Source organism: Bacteroidales bacterium (genome assembly GCA_014860585.1).
Lineage (GTDB): Bacteria > Bacteroidota > Bacteroidia > Bacteroidales > 4484-276 > RZYY01.
Genome location: JACZJL010000146.1, coordinates 1 through 15736 on the forward strand (window position 1 = coordinate 1; position 15736 = coordinate 15736).

Below are 15736 nucleotides of genomic sequence, written 5' to 3' on the forward strand. Positions count from 1 at the left end.
GCACATGGTACGAGGTGTGCATACCTCCCGGGAAGACAGCCAAGTTTGACTATTCCGATGTGGATTTCTGCGGAAATACGTCCGTACAACGCTGGAACGGAACCAGCTGGGAGGATTATCGTCACTGGAACTGGAATGGCAGCCCACCCAACAACCACAGGGAGATTGACAATGTGGGCACTGGCGTTGGCAAGGTAAGGTTGCATAATGACAATTATGACCAGGATGGTTTCCAGGTATCCGTTTCGATAGATCCGCCAACAAAGCAGACTTCGCCTGACAATCGTGAGGAATTTGCCACCGTATCGCTGGGCGGCCGCGATGGTCGCTCATGTGAGTTCGGCAATATTGTTGCCACTACGCATGTGTTTGCATTCGAACAGGGAGCATTGTACAGCGATTTTCCCGGCACACTTGGAGAGGGTGGAGTTGATAACCTGGAAATAGAATTTGAAAGCTATGATAACCCTTACTGGAGCGACATGCAGTTGATGATAAGCTGTGTCAGTGTCAGTGAACCCCTTACTTTGTCACTGGCTATTCCGGATGCTGATGTGCCACTTACTACTGCTGATATTTTGCCGGGAGAAACTGTTTGTTATTTGAATCCCGGCGGAATTAATGCACCAGGTTATCATACAATGACCATTTCCTTAGCCACAAGTGGCAAGCAGCCTGCTACTCTTACAATTGATGCTTTTAATTTCAGTTCTTTGGTCTGGACTATGTTCTATCACTTAGACTACGGCGATGCTCCTGATTCTTATCTTACTCTGGGATCAAGTAATGGTGCAAGACATGGTGGTGATGGTTTACTGCGGCTTGGAAATTTGATTGATTTTGAATTGGACGGACAACCTTCACCTGGCGCCGATGGTGATGATTTGAATAATGAGCCGGATGAAGATGGTGTTTTGTTCCTGAATCCGATTGTTGCCGGTGAAAATATGAATCTGAAAGTTTTTGCTTCAGCTCAGGGGTACCTCAGTTCCTGGATCGATCTGACCGGAAACGGAACATTTACCGATGCAGGAGAAAAAATCTTTTCTAACATATTGCTTACACCCGGCTGGAACACTTTGTCCGCAAATATTACCCCAAATGCCAGGGTAGGAATTACTTATATCCGGTTCCGCTTCTGCAGCACCGCAGGGCTGAATTTCTTTGGACTTGCTGCAGATGGTGAAGTAGAAGATTATAGAGTTAACATTTATCCTGCCGGATGGGGTTATATTCCTTCACCGGTTACACACCTGATACTTATTCCGCTTAATGTCGGATTGAATGCAAATCTGCTTAATCCCGATGATATTCTTGGTGTTTTCTACACTGATGAAGCGGGTAACCTCAAATGTGGTGGTGCTTCTGCATGGGATGGAACAACCAATCAGGTATTGATTGCCAATGGTGATGACATCACTACGATCGGCAAAACGGGTTTCGCCGAAGATGAAGAACTGCAATGGAGATTGTTCAAGGTAGCAACCGGAACCGCACAATGGATTGACGTAACCTATGATCCTGCATTTCCTGATTCTGATGGGAAGTTCAGCAGCACTGGTTTATCAGCACTTGCCTCTCTGGGCAATTTTTATGATCTCCAGATATTTAGCGGATGGAGCGGGCTCTCCACTTACTTTATTCCTTCTAATACTGATATTGTAAGTATGATGAACCCAATTGTGAATGACCTGATCATCCTCTACAATATCACAGGAGTTTACTGGCCTTCGCAAAACATCAACACTCTGATCACCTGGAATATTTACAAAGGTCACGTGATTAAAGTGAGCGATGACGTCATCCTCACATTAGCTGGCCAGGATATTACTAACAAAACCGTATCCCTGGTTTCGGGCTGGAACCTGATCCCTGTTTTCAGCCAGTCCTCTTCAACATCTCTGCTGGGTGGGTTACCCGGATTTGTGGTTGCCAAGGGAGTAGCCACCAACGAGGTTTACTGGCCTGCCTACAACATCAACACAATGCCTTACCTGAATGTCGGGAAGGCATATTACGTTTATACCACCCAGGCCGGCTCAATAACTTACGCCAAAGGCGGAGAAGAAATATTATGGGAATCGCCGGAGATGATTGCCTCAACGCCGTGGAACGACATAGCATGGTCACCTAATGCTCATCTCGTAGCATTTACCGCCGAAAGCCTGAAATCGCTGCAAAATGGCGATATGCTGGCTGCTTTCACACCCGCTGGCCGTTGTGCCGGTGCTGCAGTTATTTCGGATGTTGCAGACCCGGCTGTCCTTATTATCAACGGTGATGATCCGACTACTCCAACTTTAGATGGTTTTCAAACCGACGATCAGTTGAACTTTAGGGTTTACCGTGAGCAAACAAATGAAACGTTTGAACTTGAAGTAATCTGGGATAAAAATCTCAATCATTCAGGTTTGTTCGAAACAAATGGATTGTCTTCAGTGGTTATCATGAAGACTGCAGGCTTACGTAAAACCGAAGCGGCATTATTTGATTTCACCATCAATCCGAATCCTTCTAAAGGTATCTTCAACATTAAAGGTTCTCAACAGATTGATGAAATCACCATTTCTAATCTTTTTGGTGAAACGATCCTATCCAAGCAAATGTCAACAAACGAACCTGTTGATTTGAGGGATTATCCTGACGGAATTTATTTTATTAGGATATCCTCCTATGGAAAAGTGTTTTTTAGCAAGTTAGTAAAAACTAATTTGTAAAGTGTTTAATATCAATGCCCCGACCTAAATGGTTGGGGCTTTTTAACCCAAAAAATATGAAAATATGAAAACTATTTTAATCGTGATAGCAATTACAAGTTCGCTTTGTCTTTACCCGCAGGTAAACAATTCGAATTTTGATTTGAAGGAATCTGAAAAATCAAGCAAAAAACAGAGCAATAACCTGGATATACTCAACTATAACAAGGTACCCATTGGGATTCATCCCTTTATGGACGGAAACTGTACATTTTATTTGGAATGGGATTCGGCAAAAGTGAGAATAAACAAGCAAGTTGGCAAGCGTGGTGCTATCTGTCGTGAATATCAAAACGACTGGGTGGCAACTTCATCAAAAGATGGGAACAAGATCGTTTACTCAGGTGTTACCTTATTTGAATTGCATGATTTTTGGGATGCTGACACTTATGAAATTGATGATTTTAACAAATTTGGATGGACCGTTGATCCTACTTTAAAAAATCCAAACTTTTCTTTAATTGCCTGGGTTTTCGATGATATTAATGAACCTGATGATAAATGGCTTCGACACCGAACAACAGAGCGTGATCCTTTTACCGGTTTATGGTCCAGCCATTTGTGTAACAGATCAGGACTTGATCATATTGACGATCGGGGATTTATCGTAAGATTAAACAAAGATCCGAATACCGATATACAATGGTTGCCAGGCGATCCCGAACCGGGAGATTTCAGGTGGAGATGGCCGGATTATCATGGCTTCTATGGGAAATTCGATTTCAATCAATCCTCGCGTATAAATGCTGTTGCATGGGCATGGGAATATTTTAATGTAATGAATACCCCGGGACAAAGCACTCCCAATGAAGTTTACGAGTTTTGTCTGCATGGCGGCATTGGCGGAAAAGGTGGGGATGATTCATCTACATACAAACCATGCATCCACACTATGCGTGTTTTAGATCATTATGATCCTCATAACGGCCAGAGTTATTATGTTGATATCATTGTGATTGATGGCCCGGGGCATGTTAAAAAGCCAAAACCTCCAGATTCTTTACCACCATTTCCACCAAATCCAGGTGGTGGTCACGGGGGTAAAAACCCAGGAGGCAATCATTTAAGCGGTTTCCCGGGGAATGTATTGTTGGTTCCCGGCCAATACGTCAATACTTATTACGACTTATCAAATACTGGAGTTGTCGGCGGCAATTTCCTCATAACAATCCAGGATAATGAACTGTTGGATGGCGATATTGTCTCCTCAATATTTTTTGAAGCACTTGAAAGAAAAACCCTAAGGTATGAATTTGCAGTACCTCCTGATATCCCAATAGGTTCAGTACACCGGTTCAATTTTGATGCGGTTACCGAAGAACATCCTGAGCAAACTGATTCCTTTTATATTGACCATATCGTGTCAGCGCCGTCCAATAACTTGATTTGGGCTCCTGCAGGCGTAAATATGGAATCTCCAATGACTATCATGAATGGACTTGCATCTATGGGACACTTTGCTGAATTGCATCAAATTCTACCTGATCCAACAATTCTTTTTGATTTCGATGTGATATGGGTTTGCCTTGGAACTGCACCCGATTATCAGGAGATTGACCAGGGATCGCCTGAATATCTGTCTTTGCTGGAGTATCTGAACAGCGGCGGTTCAGTATATCTCGAAGGAGGTAGTTTCTGGAATACAGCCTCCAACGAGTTGCTTTCACTGTTCAACATCCATTCTGAATCAACATTCTATACAAACATTGAAAAAGTAGTTGGCTACCAATTTTTTAAATTAATGGATTTCAGCAGAGAAGAATCTATGCAAACTTTGTCCACGGATAAACTAAGGATTGCAACGAACAACTATTGTGAAACACCGGGATTTTACGGAAATCTTATGCTATTCAACGATGAGGGGGAAGATTATTCGTTTATGATCTACAATGATTCCGAACTCACAGGGAGAAGAACCGTCGGCAGTTCGATCGAACTTGGGAGCCTGAAAGATTTCGAATTAAGCGGTTATTCTAAAAACGACCTCATTAACAGGCTGCTATACCTCCTGTTACCACCACAGGTGGAACCGGCACTAATGGTAATGGCGGTAATGGATAATGCTGAGATTTTCGCAGGTGAATCGGTCTCGTTTTTCGGATTCAGTGAACCCGATGCCGATCAATGGAATTGGCACTTCGAAGGGGCTGATCCATCCTACTCAGCCCGCAAATCGCCTGAAGAAATATATTATTACATGCCTGGTGTTTATGATGTTAAACTATCAGCAAACAATACTTTTGCACGTGGAGGAGTTGTAATTGAAAATGCCATAACGGTTATGGAAAATATTCCACCCGGATGGGAACCATCTCCATCGCCTAATTGGGCTACAGTAAATGTTCCTTTAGAAATCAATCCTTCGATCAATGATGTAATACTGAAACCAGGTGATATTATAGGAGCATTTCATAAAGATCTCAACTTATCGGATAAATGTGCCGGCTATTGCATTTGGCCTGGAAATCAGTCAGTATCTTTCATCATTTCAGGTGACATTTTTTATACGATTTTCAAAGAAGGATTTTCGGAGGGCGAAGAGATCGTTTTCAAAATATATTCAATGGCTGAGCAAATGGAATACCGCGCTGATGGTATCACGGCTGATTATAACCCGGCATATTTTTCACAGGGTGAAATGATTACACTTGAACTGTTGAAAGCTGTTTTTGAGCAGGACTATTTTTTATTCGATGGATGGCAGGGATTTTCATCGTTTATCATTCCAAAACAGGGTAATATTCCGGAAATCTTTTCACAGATTTCAGAAAACATGATCTTTTTTGGCAACAATTATTCCTTCTGGTGGCCGTCACAAGGTATAAATACGTTTGATAACTGGATGATTCAGAGCGGATATAAAATGAAACTGGAATCGACTGCCACATTCCATGTATCAGGCTACATTCGCTTGCCAGGATATAGCATTTTGGATCAGGGGTGGTCGTTGTTACCCGTATTTTCTGATGTGCCGGTTTCTGTTGAAGACCTGTTTGCCGATGTTGAAGAACTCGAAATTGTTTATGATGTAGCAGGGATGGGTGTTTACTGGCCAAGATTTAATATCAACCAACTCTACAGCCTTAAGCCAGGAAAAAGCTATTGGATAATGCTGAATGAGCCCGCAAACATCAATTTTGAAATCGGTGAGTTAAAATCTTTATCTGACGATTTTACAAGTGTGAATGAAATTCAAAGTCTTAATCCCTGGTCATCTTTACATCCTACTACTTATCAGCACATCATTGGTATTTCGGGTAACGCTTTGTCAAAAATACCTGCAGGAAGCATCCTGGGAGCATTTACACTTAGTGGATTATGCGCTGGCACCATTGATATTGCAGACAATAACCCTGTTGCTATTACACTTTTCGGAGACGATCCTTTAACACCGGTTATTGATGGATTTGAAGCCGAAGAGATGATCAGCTACAGAATTTACAATCCTAAAACAGGAGAAATATTCGAAACTCTGGCTCAATATGATGAAACCCTGGATCATTCAGGTAAATTTTCTTCTCAGGGCCTTTCAGCAATCGAAGACTTTAAGGTTGCTCCGGCAAGGATTTTTAATCCTGACATGCATTTAATTAAAATCTATCCAAATCCTACCTATTGCTATTTCAATATTGCAGGCTCAACCGAAGAGGCCACAATAAAAGTCCTAAGTGCTTACGGCAGTTTAATTCTAACAAAATACACCCGCCTCCCGGCTGTGATTGACCTTTCATCACAGCCTAAAGGGGTCTATTTCATCAGTGTGAAAACTGACAAACAAGTATTCTATGAAAAGGTGATCAGGAATTAGTTTTCCCCCTTTCGTTATGAAAGCCTCGGCCCCGGATCCTTCTGTATAAATCCTTCCATTTAACTTGCCGGAAGGTGAAGGGGCGGGGGCTTTCCTTTTTTGTGGAAAGTCATTGTGCGGGATTATTCAGGTTAAAAGTCAAAATTAGCTTCCCTATCCAAAACCAGGGAAACGGTTTACAAAGGAATATTTCCGTGCTTCTTTGGAGGGCTTTGCTCGCTTTTGTTGCGGGTCATCTCGAGTGCCTGCACAAGTTTCAGCCGGGTTTGACGCGGATAGATGATCTCATCAATATAGCCCAATTCAGCGGCTTTAAAAGGACTGGCAAAGGTTGTCTTGTAATCTTCTACCGCTTTCGCCCGGTCTTCTTCATTCAATTTATCCCTGTATAAAATATTGACCGCTCCCTCGGGTCCCATGACGGCGATTTCGGCGGTGGGATAAGCAAAGTTGACATCAGCGCCAATGTGCTTGGAAGACATTACGTCGTAGGCGCCGCCATAAGCTTTGCGGGTAATAACGGTGATTTTCGGAACCGTAGCTTCCGAGAATGCATAAAGCAACTTTGCGCCATGCTTGATGATTCCGCCAAATTCCTGTGCAGTGCCGGGTAAAAATCCGGGCACATCTTCAAAGGTGATGAGTGGAATGTTGAAAGCATCGCAGAAGCGGACGAAGCGGGCAGCTTTGATAGAAGAGTTGATGTCGAGTACGCCGGCAAGAACCTGTGGCTGGTTGGCCACAATCCCGACCGGCTGGCCGTCGATGCGGGCAAAGCCGACAATAATATTTTGGGCGTAATAAGGCTGTACTTCCATGAAATCATGGTAATCCACCACTGCCGTAATGATCTCTTTCATGTCGTAAGGCTTGTTGGGATCTGGGGGCACAATGGTATCGAGTTTCGGCTCCTCGCGGTTTACGCAATCAGTGCAGGGCTTTCGTGGCGGATCTTCCATATTGTTTGAGGGCAGGAAACTCATCAGTTCCCTGATCATCAGGAGTGTTTGTTCGTCGTTGTCGCCGGTGAAATGTGCCACGCCGCTGGTGGCATTGTGGGTCATGGCGCCGCCAAGTTCTTCTTTGGTCACCTCCTCATGGGTCACAGTTTTGATAACCTCAGGGCCGGTTACAAACATGTAGCTGGAGTTTTTCACCATAAAAATGAAGTCGGTGATGGCAGGCGAATAAACAGCTCCCCCGGCACAGGGTCCCATAATAGCGGATATTTGCGGGATAACTCCGGAAGCTTTGGTGTTGAGCAGAAAAATGTCAGCATACCCAGCCAGACTTTGAACCCCTTCCTGGATCCTGGCGCCTCCGGAATCATTCAGTCCAATGACCGGTGCTCCCATTTTCATGGCCAGCTTCATCACCTTTACGATTTTATCGGCATTGGCGCCTGAAAGCGTTCCACCAAACACAGTAAAATCCTGTGCAAAGACATACACCAACCGGCCGTCAATTTTGCCGTAACCGCTCACTACGCCATCGCCGAGGATTTTGTTTTCGGCCATGTTGAAATCGGTGGCGCGGTGGGTTACGAACTTGTCCATTTCGACAAAGGTATCAGGGTCGAGCAATATCTTTACCCGCTCGCGTGCAGTGAGTCTCCCGGCGCTGTGCTGGCGTTCGATACGCTCGATGCCGCCTCCCATTTCTGCCAAACGGTTCTTCTCTTCAAACTGTGCTATTTTCTCTTCAATTGTTGCCATATCCTGTTGTTTTGTTTTCTGTTTAAATATTTACAACGAACCCTTTATTCCACCACGATCAGCGTCTGGTTACCGTCAATGGTATCACCCTCTTTAACCAATACCTGTCGGACAATGCGGTCCTTTTTTACTTTATACTCGCTCTCCATTTTCATGGCTGAAACGATGATCACTGTTTCGCCTGCCTTGACATGGTCGCCTTCTTTTACCAAAATTTTGACCACTTTCCCGGGCATCGGGCTAAAGATTTTGCGAATCTCTTCATGTTCTTCCCGGTGGCGGTTTCGACGGTATTTCGTTTCCGCGTCAACAATCTCGACATCCCATGAACTATAAAGTGTGTTCACATTGTAGTGTCGATGATCCAGCTTTTCGATCAATTCGACATTGTAGGAAATATTATTGTAAAGGATACTGTAAACGCCGTCTTCCACCATCAGCAGATCGAGGTCATACACTTTGCCGTCAACGTTCACTTTGACGAGATTGCCCTCACGGCTGATCAATTCAACCTGTGCTGTTCTGTCACCGATTTTTATCTCTAAGGCCATAATCAGATTTTCTTTTAATGATTACAAACGGGAAACGGATTTCCTCCTGCCGAAAGATTTCCATTCATTTGTTGTGGAGCTGTTATTAGGTTCAGGTTTCACTGCGCTAATCCTGTCGTTGTAGTGCATGAAAGCCGCTATCAGTGCAATGTCCTGGCAACGGCGGCCGCAGGGCTCTTTTGCCATCAGCATATCGAAATGCTTTTCGATGAAATGGGTGTTGTAATTCCCTTTGATGAAATCTTCGTTTTCCATGATCCGTGCCAGGAAAGGAATTGAAGTTTTTATGCCGGTGATCTTATAGGCATGAAGTGCGCGTTTCATCCGTGCAATTGCTTCTTTACGGGTGCGTGCCCAAACGATCAGTTTTGAAATGAGCGGGTCGTAATAAATCGGGATATCATATCCGGTATAAACATACCCATCGTGACGGACGCCAAGGCCAAGCGGCTCGGTGATGTGGGTGATTTTCCCCGGCGAAGGCATGAAGTTGTTTTCAGGGTCTTCGGCATAAATTCGGCACTCGATGGCGTGTCCGAATTGTTCAAGTTCCTCCTGTTTGAGCGTCATTTTTTCACCTTGTGCAATTTTGATCTGCTCTTTTACCAGGTCAACACCAACAACACGCTCGGTAATCGGATGTTCCACCTGGAGTCGCGTATTCATCTCCAGGAAATAATAATTCAGGCTGTCATCGACAATGAACTCGATGGTTCCGGCGCCATGATAATTCACTGCCCTGGCAGCAGCTACGGCATGGCGTCCCATCTCTTCCCTGATGTCAGGATTCATCAAAGGTGAAGGTGTTTCCTCGATTACTTTCTGGTGACGGCGTTGTACAGAACATTCCCTCTCAAACAGATGAATGACATTACCGTGTTTATCTCCTAATACCTGGAATTCGATATGATGTGGCGACTGAATGTATTTTTCAATATATACAGCATCATTGCCAAAAGCAGCTTTAGCCTCTGATCTGGCTCCACGTATTGAACTGATAATGTCCTCATCTTTTTTTACCAGTCTCATCCCTTTGCCACCACCGCCTGCAGAAGCCTTGATCATTACCGGAAGCCCGATCTCTTTTATTTTTTCGAGGGCTGCTTTTTCGTCGGTAAGGGGCTCTATCGTTCCGGGAACAACGGGAACCCCGGCAGCAAGCATGTGCTTGCGGGCTGTTATTTTATCGCCCATGTTAGCTATTGATGAAGGAGAAGGTCCGATGAAAATGATCCCTTCATCTTCGCAACGCTGGGAAAAGGAAGCATTTTCCGATAAAAACCCATAACCCGGATGGATAGCATCAGCCCCGGATTTTAGGGCAGCGCTAATGATCTTGTCGATGTTCAGGTAACTCTCGATAGAGGGGGAAGGACCGATGAAATAGGCTTCGTCGGCAAACCGCACGTGCATCGAAGAACGATCAACCTCCGAGAAGACAGCCACCGATGTGATCCCCATTTCACGGCAAGAGCGCATGACACGTATAGCAATTTCACCCCGGTTGGCTACGAGCACTTTTTTTATCATACTCTACTATATTTTAGTGAGTTAATTGATTAACCGGCGCAAAACTAAAACAATTTCCCGAGGGAAGGCATGAATTTCAGCCTGATAATCGGTAAGCATCAAATTTTTACTGATAATCAACAAGGTAGGCTTAGATTTATTTCGTTAAAAATGATTAATTGAAAATGCTTAATCCAATTTACACTTTTCATCATTCTTATGATGAGTAATCCTCATTGATCTCATGATTTAACAAACAGGCTTATTTTCAGATTTTTACAGCTAACTGCTCCAAAATGGCAAACTTTTAAAATTTTAAAAACAGCGGAAACATCTCTTTAATGATCTCCGATATCATAGTTTGTCTAAATTTGTCAAACAAATCAACTTATCTTTACAAGAAAAAAAATGATTATGAAAAGAAATTTACTCCCTGTAATGATTTACCTGTTTTCGATGTCTCTTTTATCTGTTAATGTAATGTCTCAGGAATGGAAGACCATAAAAGAAACTGTTGCTGGACAAAACAAAAGTTTGGAAGAGGTCACCTTCACCAAAGTCACAACAGGGCCGGTAGTGAATGATGGAGGGTGGAATTATGGGATGATCTGGTGCGATGTTGATCAGGATGGGCTTTCCGATCTTTTTGTTGTAAATAATGACGCTAACAACGGAAAGCATAATTTCCTTTACATCAACAATGGCGGAGGCACTTTTACCAAAGTCACCGAAGGAGTAATTGTGAATGACTCCGGGAGTTCTTATGCGGCAACAGCTGCCATGATTGGCAGCGGTATTTATAACATAGGGATATTCGTGGCAAATCATAACGAAAACAATTGCCTTTACCTAAGAGATGGAAATGGCACTTTTACAAAAATTACCGACGGGATTATTGTAAATGATGGTGGCAAATCGGTTGGCGCTGCCTGGGCTGATTATGACCGTGACAACTTGCTTGATCTTTACGTAGTGAATCGCGACCAGAAAAATTTCCTTTACCACAACCTGGGAAATGGTACTTTTGAGAAGATCACAACAGGCGCCATCGTAAACGATATAGCCAACTCAAGCGTTTGTGCCTGGGGTGACTACAACAACGATGGTTACCCCGATCTTTATGTTGCTAATGCGGGAGCCCCGGGCTGTCTTTACAAAAACAATGGCGACGGGACATTCACCAAAGTCCAGGATGTACCCTTTATTTCCGACATCTCGAGTTGCGCAGGCGCCAGTTGGGGAGACGCCAACAACGACGGTTACCTCGACCTTTTTGTTTCAACCGGTTTGCTCGGCATGTATAACAACTGGTTTTACCTGAACAACGGCGACGGAACCTTTGCTAAAGTTACTGACAGCCCGCTGGTTAGTGATGTATTATGGTCGTCCGGTAGCGCCTGGGGTGATTTTGACAAGGATGGTCATCTTGATCTTGCTGTTGGCGGCTACGACGGAAATAACCTGCTTTTCAGAAACGACCGGAACGGGGGATTTATAAAAGTAGAAAACAATGCTTTTGTAAACGATGGGAACTATACCATGGGATTGGCCTGGGCAGATATTGACAACGACGGCGATCTCGACATTTTCACTGCCAAAAACAATTATTTTGGCGGCAATAATTCACTATTCCTCAATGATGGCAATGAAAATAACTGGCTGAAAGTGCTTGTACAAAGCAACGGCATCTACTCAACACCTGATTGCATCGGTGTACGCGTGGAGATCAAGGCAACCATCTTTGGTCAGCCTGTGACCCAGGTTCGCGAAATCAGCTCCCAAACGGGAGGTGGACAGGGCGGGCAAGGCGAATTTACGCAATTCTTCGGATTAGGCGACGCAACGCAGGTGGATACCCTCAGAATTTACCTTGACCAAAACAACCCGATTTATGAGGAATTTAGTCTCACAAGTATCAACAAATTGCATTTTATTTTGATCGACCCCTGGGGAATTGGTGAGGATAGCAAGGTGAACTCAACTGCGCTCCAGGTTTATCCCAATCCGGCTGATCATCTTGTAACCCTCTCCATTGCAGGCAACCAAAATCATATCAACTTCACAATCATGGATATGAATGGAAGAGTAATCGAACAATCAGGCTTCACTGGAAACGAAACAATACTCGACATCAGCAATTTCAAACCAGGATTTTATTTCATCAGGATGATGATCAATGGAGTATTAGTCACCAAAAAGTTGGCTGTAATGTAGGTATAATCCTGAAAAATTTTAAATTTCTGGCAGGTTTTTAAGAATCAACACAACCGGGGTATCGGATCCGGCTGTTATGATTACAGAATCGCTGTAAAGCTTCTGAACTTCCGCCTGACACTGGGAACACAGTCCCAAGGAATTCAGCACTAATTCAATCGGAAATAGTCCATGATATTATCCGGTGTGTCTGGATTTAAGAAGTTTATATTCAGGATGATTTCAAAATAAATAAACACCAAAAACCCGATGTAAAGCAGCGCCAGTGCAATTGCTTTGGTTGTGTTGAATTGATTCCCTGTAATGAAAATCAACATTGTTCCGATGGTAATAATTAACAGTGCAAACCAGATATCAAAAGAGGCATCAAGAATTTGCTGATCCATGGAGATTGATCCGAAAAAGATAGTGTAAAGTAACAGTGGAAATCCAAGGGCAAAACTGATGTCGAAAATGTTACTCCCAAGAGCGTTCGAGAAAGCGTCTTCGTAGTTACCTTTGCGGGCATCACGAATGGAGATCATGGTATCGGGGATACTTGATGCCGCGGATGCAAGGATCACCGAAATAAAAATCAGCGGAATATCCATTGCTTTACCCAACTCATCGGTGGAATAGACAAGAAGCCATGTACCGATTATCATCACCAGGGTGCTGAATGATAGAAGACGCCAGGCATTGGCAGTACCAATTGATTTTCCCTTCAGAACAAACTTTTCAAGATTGATTAGCAGATAGTCTTCAACAGCAATCTTAGCAGTTAGTGGCGAGTACCTGTAGTTTTCGCCCTTACCAATAATCTTTTTATGCGAAATAAAAAGCCAGGCAATGTAAATCAGATAAGGAGCCGTTAGCAGCATTCCATCGACCCAGTTGAGGCGGCCATGATTAATAAGGATCGCCAGGAGTCCCGTGATGATAATCAAAGCTATGCCGTCGCGAACCATGGTTTGTCTTACCAGTGTGATGATTGCATTTTTGTTGGTCAGGCGCACAACAACGAAAATTGAAAATGGGATGATCAGTATGTTAAAAATGGCGCTGCCCGCCGTTATGCCAAGGCCACCCGAAAACCCATCAGACTTCCTTAAATAGAACAAGAAAAAGAGCGTTGATAAAAACTCGGGCATTGAGCTGGCAATAGCATTGATTGTCGCACCTTTGATACCTTTGGTGAGTCTCCTTCCCAAAAAATCGCTGGCCAGTTCAAACCCATCGGTAGAGCGCCAAATAATAAAACCACTTAAAACAATCCCAAGCAAAGCAAAAATGATATCCATTTGTAAACAGTTATTCTTTCATCTTATTTATTTCCCCAAAACTTTTTTATTGCTTCAACGATTGTATTCACATCCTGATCCATCATACATTTGAAATGCTTTTCCGGGCATTTTTCAAAACCAATCTTCGAGCATGGCCTGCAGGGTAACCCATTGACTTCAAAAATCCTGAATCTATCAGAATGTTGCGGCATGTAAGGATACATCCCAAGCTCGGGCACTGTATTTCCCCAGATGGAGATCAGCGGTTTGTTGAAAGCCGCCGCGATATGCATCAGACCGGTGTCATTGGTGATTACCACCCTGGCCTGTTCTACAATCGATGCCGACTGGCTGATATTAAATTTCCCGCAGGTTGAAGAAACCCGTTCCCCAACCTGTTGTTCAATTTTTCTTCCCTCTTCAATCTCTTCGGGGCCGCCAAGAATTACTACCGGATAAGTAAACCGGCCGATCAGTTCAATGACTTTTTCGGTCGGCAGTTGTTTGGTTTTATGCTTTCCGCCAATCACCATAGCTACATATCCCTTCTGATGGGTTTGAGGGAGCAAATCCATCGAAATCCGGTCCTGATCAGCAATATAATAATCAAGGCCTGCCATATCGTTAATCACACCAAGACCCTTAACCGCACTGAAGTACCTGTCAACAATGTGGATATCGGGCAAAAGATTGATCTTGAATCTTACCAACAGCCATTTCCTGAAGTTGAGTTTTGTGAATGAAGTGCCCTTCCTTCCAAGTTTCAGCCTTATCCCAAATGAACGAAAGTTTTTATGAAGATCAACTATGTGATCGTAATGCTCTTTTAACAATCCGGGAATTACTTCATCAATGTTCTTATGGATGGTGATTATTTTGTCAATGTATGGATTGCTCTTCAACACCGGTTCAAATGCCTGCTTGGTGAGGTAGTGCACCTCACTTTCTGCAAGCTGCTTTTTCAGGCATCGTACAATCGGCGTAGTCAGCACAATATCGCCAATGGAGCTGAAACGTATGACAAGTATCTTCTTCACCCGGAAATTTTTGGCGAAAGTACAAAATATGGAGGGAGTGTTTTGGGGATCGTGCATTTTTCGCGAATCACTCTGTTCAAAAACAGCTACTTTTGCCGCATGATCCTGACTGACACACATACACATCTTTACCTTGAGCATTTTGATCCGGATCGCGACGAAATGCTCAGCCGTGCTTTCGATGCGGGAGTAAAATTCATGCTCCTGCCAAATATCGACAGTGTATCGGCGCCAAAAATGCTTGACCTGTGTGCCCGTTATCCCAAAAATCTGTTTCCGATGATCGGGCTACATCCTACTGACGTAAAAGAGAACTTTGAAAATGAATTGGAAAATGTAGTCCGGTTGCTAAACACAAATACGTTTTATGCAATTGGTGAAACAGGGATTGATCTTTACTGGGACAAGACATTTATTGCTGAACAAAAAATCGCATTGCGTTATCAGATTCAACTGGCAAAAGATCATAGATTACCCATTGTCTTGCACGTCAGAGAATCGTTTGACGAGATTTTCGGGGTGTTATATGAGACAGCAGACGAACATTTGACCGGTGTTTTTCATTGCTTTACCGGCACTGCAGAACAAGCTGCAAAAGCCATCGGGATGGGATTTAAGCTGGGATTAGGTGGAGTATTGACATACAAAAATTCAGGGCTTGACAAAGTAGTGACCGCTATTGACATGAAACACTTTTTACTCGAGACCGATTCGCCTTTTCTAAGTCCAAATCCTTTCAGGGGGAAACGTAACGAAAGTTCCTACATCAGGTTTGTTGCAGAGAAACTGGCCGAAATAAAGGGATTAACCATTGAGGAGGTTGCTGCCATTACTACCCGTAATGCCATCGAACTTTTCAGATTTCCGACAATTTAAACAGAATT

9 protein-coding genes are annotated in these 15736 nt (G+C 43.6%); 4 read left to right on the forward strand and 5 right to left on the reverse strand.

Going from position 1 to position 15736, the window contains the following annotated elements:
- A partial coding sequence (locus tag IH598_15020; protein ID MBE0639828.1) for a T9SS type A sorting domain-containing protein occupies positions 1-2717 on the forward strand: 2717 nt, incomplete at its 5' end.
- 64 nt (positions 2718-2781) lie between these two features.
- On the forward strand, positions 2782-6564 hold the full coding sequence (locus IH598_15025) for a T9SS type A sorting domain-containing protein (GenBank protein ID MBE0639829.1): 3783 nt from the start codon (positions 2782-2784) through the stop codon (positions 6562-6564).
- A 176-nt stretch (positions 6565-6740) separates the two neighbouring features.
- Here the strand turns inward: IH598_15025 and IH598_15030 are convergent, their stop codons facing one another.
- From IH598_15030 to accC, 3 genes are read right to left on the reverse strand one after another with little or no spacing between them, the layout of a single operon-like run.
- Positions 6741-8279 carry a methylmalonyl-CoA carboxyltransferase gene (locus IH598_15030; protein MBE0639830.1) on the reverse strand — a complete coding sequence of 513 codons (1539 nt, stop codon included), beginning with the start codon at positions 8277-8279 and terminating at the stop codon, positions 6741-6743.
- A gap of 44 nt (positions 8280-8323) precedes the next feature.
- A complete protein-coding gene (locus IH598_15035; GenBank protein MBE0639831.1) occupies positions 8324-8830 on the reverse strand; it encodes an acetyl-CoA carboxylase biotin carboxyl carrier protein subunit in 507 nt (168 codons plus the stop codon).
- Positions 8831-8851: 21 nt separating this feature from the next.
- Positions 8852-10360, reverse strand: a complete 1509-nt coding sequence (accC, locus tag IH598_15040) for an acetyl-CoA carboxylase biotin carboxylase subunit (GenBank protein MBE0639832.1) — start codon at positions 10358-10360, stop codon at positions 8852-8854.
- Positions 10361-10753: 393 nt separating this feature from the next.
- Here accC and IH598_15045 point away from each other — a divergent pair, with 393 nt between their 5' ends.
- Positions 10754-12553: a T9SS type A sorting domain-containing protein gene (locus IH598_15045; protein MBE0639833.1), complete on the forward strand. Its 1800-nt coding sequence runs from the start codon at positions 10754-10756 to the stop codon at positions 12551-12553.
- 149 nt (positions 12554-12702) lie between these two features.
- Here the strand turns inward: IH598_15045 and IH598_15050 are convergent, their stop codons facing one another.
- A complete protein-coding gene (locus IH598_15050; GenBank protein ID MBE0639834.1) occupies positions 12703-13833 on the reverse strand; it encodes a sodium:calcium antiporter in 1131 nt (376 codons plus the stop codon).
- Positions 13834-13856: 23 nt separating this feature from the next.
- Positions 13857-14909 (reverse strand): glycosyltransferase family 9 protein, encoded by a 1053-nt coding sequence (locus tag IH598_15055; protein ID MBE0639835.1) that lies wholly within the window; start codon positions 14907-14909, stop codon positions 13857-13859.
- A 42-nt stretch (positions 14910-14951) separates the two neighbouring features.
- On the opposite strand from IH598_15055, the gene IH598_15060 reads away from it, so the two are divergent.
- Positions 14952-15728, forward strand: a complete 777-nt coding sequence (locus IH598_15060; protein MBE0639836.1) for a TatD family hydrolase — start codon at positions 14952-14954, stop codon at positions 15726-15728.
- Positions 15729-15736: the final 8 nt, after the last annotated feature.

Excerpts from the sequence above, each read along its gene's own strand:
- IH598_15045 (MBE0639833.1), top strand. The coding sequence starts at position 10,754 with ATGAAAAGAAATTTACTCCCTGTAATGATTTACCTGTTTTCGATGTCT.
- IH598_15025 (MBE0639829.1), top strand. The coding sequence starts at position 2,782 with ATGAAAACTATTTTAATCGTGATAGCAATTACAAGTTCGCTTTGTCTT.
- IH598_15050 (MBE0639834.1), bottom strand. The coding sequence starts at position 13,833 with ATGGATATCATTTTTGCTTTGCTTGGGATTGTTTTAAGTGGTTTTATT.
- IH598_15030 (MBE0639830.1), bottom strand. The coding sequence starts at position 8,279 with ATGGCAACAATTGAAGAGAAAATAGCACAGTTTGAAGAGAAGAACCGT.
- IH598_15035 (MBE0639831.1), bottom strand. The coding sequence starts at position 8,830 with ATGGCCTTAGAGATAAAAATCGGTGACAGAACAGCACAGGTTGAATTG.
- IH598_15060 (MBE0639836.1), top strand. The coding sequence starts at position 14,952 with ATGATCCTGACTGACACACATACACATCTTTACCTTGAGCATTTTGAT.
- accC (MBE0639832.1), bottom strand. The coding sequence starts at position 10,360 with ATGATAAAAAAAGTGCTCGTAGCCAACCGGGGTGAAATTGCTATACGT.
- IH598_15055 (MBE0639835.1), bottom strand. The coding sequence starts at position 14,909 with ATGCACGATCCCCAAAACACTCCCTCCATATTTTGTACTTTCGCCAAA.